The sequence below is a fragment of the Frateuria sp. genome, assembly GCF_013362045.1.
Taxonomy (GTDB): Bacteria; Pseudomonadota; Gammaproteobacteria; order Xanthomonadales; family Rhodanobacteraceae; genus Frateuria_A.
In genome coordinates this window covers 1-2240 of record NZ_JABFWW010000112.1, presented here as the reverse complement: position 1 = coordinate 2240, position 2240 = coordinate 1, and the positions used below count along the sequence as shown (strand labels likewise).

The window sequence follows — 2240 nt, the reverse complement described above, 5'->3', positions numbered from 1 at the left end:
TGCGAGCACATCGAACTGGCCGGAATCCCGCACGAGGAGCTGGCCACGCATCCGCAGGTGCTGGAGATCGTGACGCACCGCCTCGCACAGCCCGAGGACGTGTGGCAGCCATTCGCCGCCACGGGCCGGGCTTCCGCACTGCACGCCTGAACCACCACCCGAAACGGAATCCTTGACGCCGTCAAGCAATTGCTTGACGATGGCAGGATGCCGGCAACCCATCCGCCCGTGGCCGCCGCGCAGGTGAAGGCCCTGCGCGGCTTCAACCGCTTCTACACGCGCCGCATCGGCGTGCTCGATCCGCGAGCGAACTCGGACGCGACCTCGGGCTGGATGCCGGCTACCTGAGCCGCATCCTTCGCCGCTTCGAGCAGCGCGGCTGGCTCGAGCGCGCGCCCTCGCCCGCCGACGCACGCCAGAGCCTGCTGCGCCTGACGCCGGCCGGGCACGAAGCGTTCGCGCCGCTGCAGCAGCGGTCGCGCGACGAGGCGGCCGCGATGCTCGCGCCCCTCCCCTACGACGAACGCGATCGCGTCATCGCCGCCATGCAGGCGGTGCAGCACGCGCTGGATGGCACGGCGCCAGCCGGATCGCGCACGGTGATCCTGCGTGATCCGCGGCCGGGCGACCTGGGCTGGGTGGTGCAGCAGCACGGCGAGGTCTATGCCCGCGAGTACGGCTACACGAGCGAATTCGAGGCACTGGTCGCCGAGGTGGCGGCAGGCTACCTGCGCAGCTTCGATCCGGCCTGGGAGAAGGGCTGGATCGCCGAACTCGACGGCGAACGCGTCGGGTCGGTGTTCGTGGTGCGCAAGTCGGCCACGGTCGCCCAGCTGCGGCTGCTGATCCTGGCGGCGCAGGCGCGCGGCCTGGGCCTGGGCGGGCGACTGGTCGACGAATGCATCACGTTCGCGCGCGCCAAGGACTACCGCAAGATGGTGCTGTGGACCAATGGCCAGCTCGCGGCGGCCCGCGCCATCTACGCCGCGCGTGGATTCCAGCTCGTGTCCAGCGAACCGCTGCACGCGTACGGCCAGGACCTAGTCGGCGAAACCTGGGAATTGCGATTGTGTTGACGCGCGTTCGGAGTCCTTGACCCGCCGCGCATGGATGAGCCGCCTATGATCGGCGCATGACGCCGCCACCTTCGGGACCGCCGGGCACCGGCCGGAACCAGCCGCAATCGTGCACCGACCTGTTCGTTTCGATGACGCTGCTGGCGTTGCAGGGATTCGGGGGCGTGCTGGCGGTGGTGCAGCGCGAACTGGTGGAGCGCAAGCGCTGGATGACCCGCGACGAGTTCGTCGAGGAGTGGGCCGTCGCGCAGATCATGCCGGGGCCCAACGTCGTGAACCTGTCGCTCATGATCGGCGGGCGCTACTTCGGACTGCGAGGCGCGATGGCGGCCCTGGCCGGCATCCTGCTGGCGCCGCTGGTGGTGGTGATCACGCTCGCCCTGCTCTACTCGCACTTCGCCGACAACCCGCAACTGGCCAACGCGCTGCGCGGCATGGGCGCGGTGGCGGCGGGCCTGATCACGGCCACCGGGCTCAAGCTGCTGGTGGCGCTGCGCACGCATCCGCTGGGCCTGGCGGCCTGCATCGCGTTCGGCATCGCCACCTTCATCGCCATCGCGGTGCTGCGCCTGCCGCTCGCCTGGGTGCTGGCCGGCCTGGGCGGCCTGTCCTGCCTGCTCACGTGGCACAAGCTGGGGAAGCCCTGACATGGCGCACACCATCGTGATGACGGCGGCCGACTGGCTGTCCCTGTTCGCGCACTACATGATGCTGTCGCTGCTGTCGATCGGCGGCGCCATCGCCACCGCGCCCGACATGCACCGCTACCTGGTCGACGAGCGCCACTGGCTCACCGACCCGCAATTCAGTGCCTCCGTCGCCATCGCGCAGGCAGCACCCGGCCCCAACGTGCTGTTCGTCGCCCTGATGGGATGGAACGTGGGCCTGAACGCCGGCGGCTTCGGCCTGGCCGCGCTGGGCGTGGTGCTGGCGCTGGTCGGCATCCTGATGCCCAGCACCACCCTCACCTACCTGGCCGCCCAGTGGGGTCACCGCAACCGCGACCTGCGCGGCGTGCGTGCCTTCAAGCAGGGCATGGCGCCCATCGTGGTGGCACTGCTGATCGCCACCGGCTGGGTGCTGGCCACGGGCGCCACCTACAACCTTCGCGACTGGACGCTTTGGCTGGTGGCGGCCGTGACCGCCGTGATCGTCTGGCGCACC

Annotated in this window: 4 protein-coding genes and 1 pseudogene; all 5 read left to right on the top strand. The window is 70.2% G+C overall.

Annotated features, from left to right (window positions below; all coding sequences use genetic code 11):
* Nucleotides 1-207 precede the first annotated feature (207 nt).
* The gene (locus HOQ08_RS05250) at nucleotides 208-348 is read left to right on the top strand and encodes a hypothetical protein (protein WP_291192325.1); all 141 of its coding nucleotides are present in this window, start codon (nucleotides 208-210) and stop codon (nucleotides 346-348) included.
* A pseudogene (locus tag HOQ08_RS15245) lies at nucleotides 330-386 on the top strand (hypothetical protein); the annotation flags it as partial. The gene HOQ08_RS05250 and the pseudogene HOQ08_RS15245, both read left to right, overlap by 19 nt.
* A 111-nt stretch (nucleotides 387-497) precedes the next feature.
* Entirely contained in the window at nucleotides 498-1076 is a 579-nt protein-coding gene (locus HOQ08_RS05245; protein ID WP_291192324.1) for a GNAT family N-acetyltransferase, read from the top strand.
* A gap of 56 nt (nucleotides 1077-1132) precedes the next feature.
* Nucleotides 1133-1723 carry a chromate transporter gene (locus HOQ08_RS05240; RefSeq protein WP_291192323.1) on the top strand — a complete coding sequence of 197 codons (591 nt, stop codon included), beginning with the start codon at nucleotides 1133-1135 and terminating at the stop codon, nucleotides 1721-1723.
* Between the two features lies 1 nt (nucleotide 1724).
* Nucleotides 1725-2240 (top strand): chromate transporter (locus HOQ08_RS05235; protein WP_291192322.1); only part of this gene is annotated, 516 nt, incomplete at its 3' end.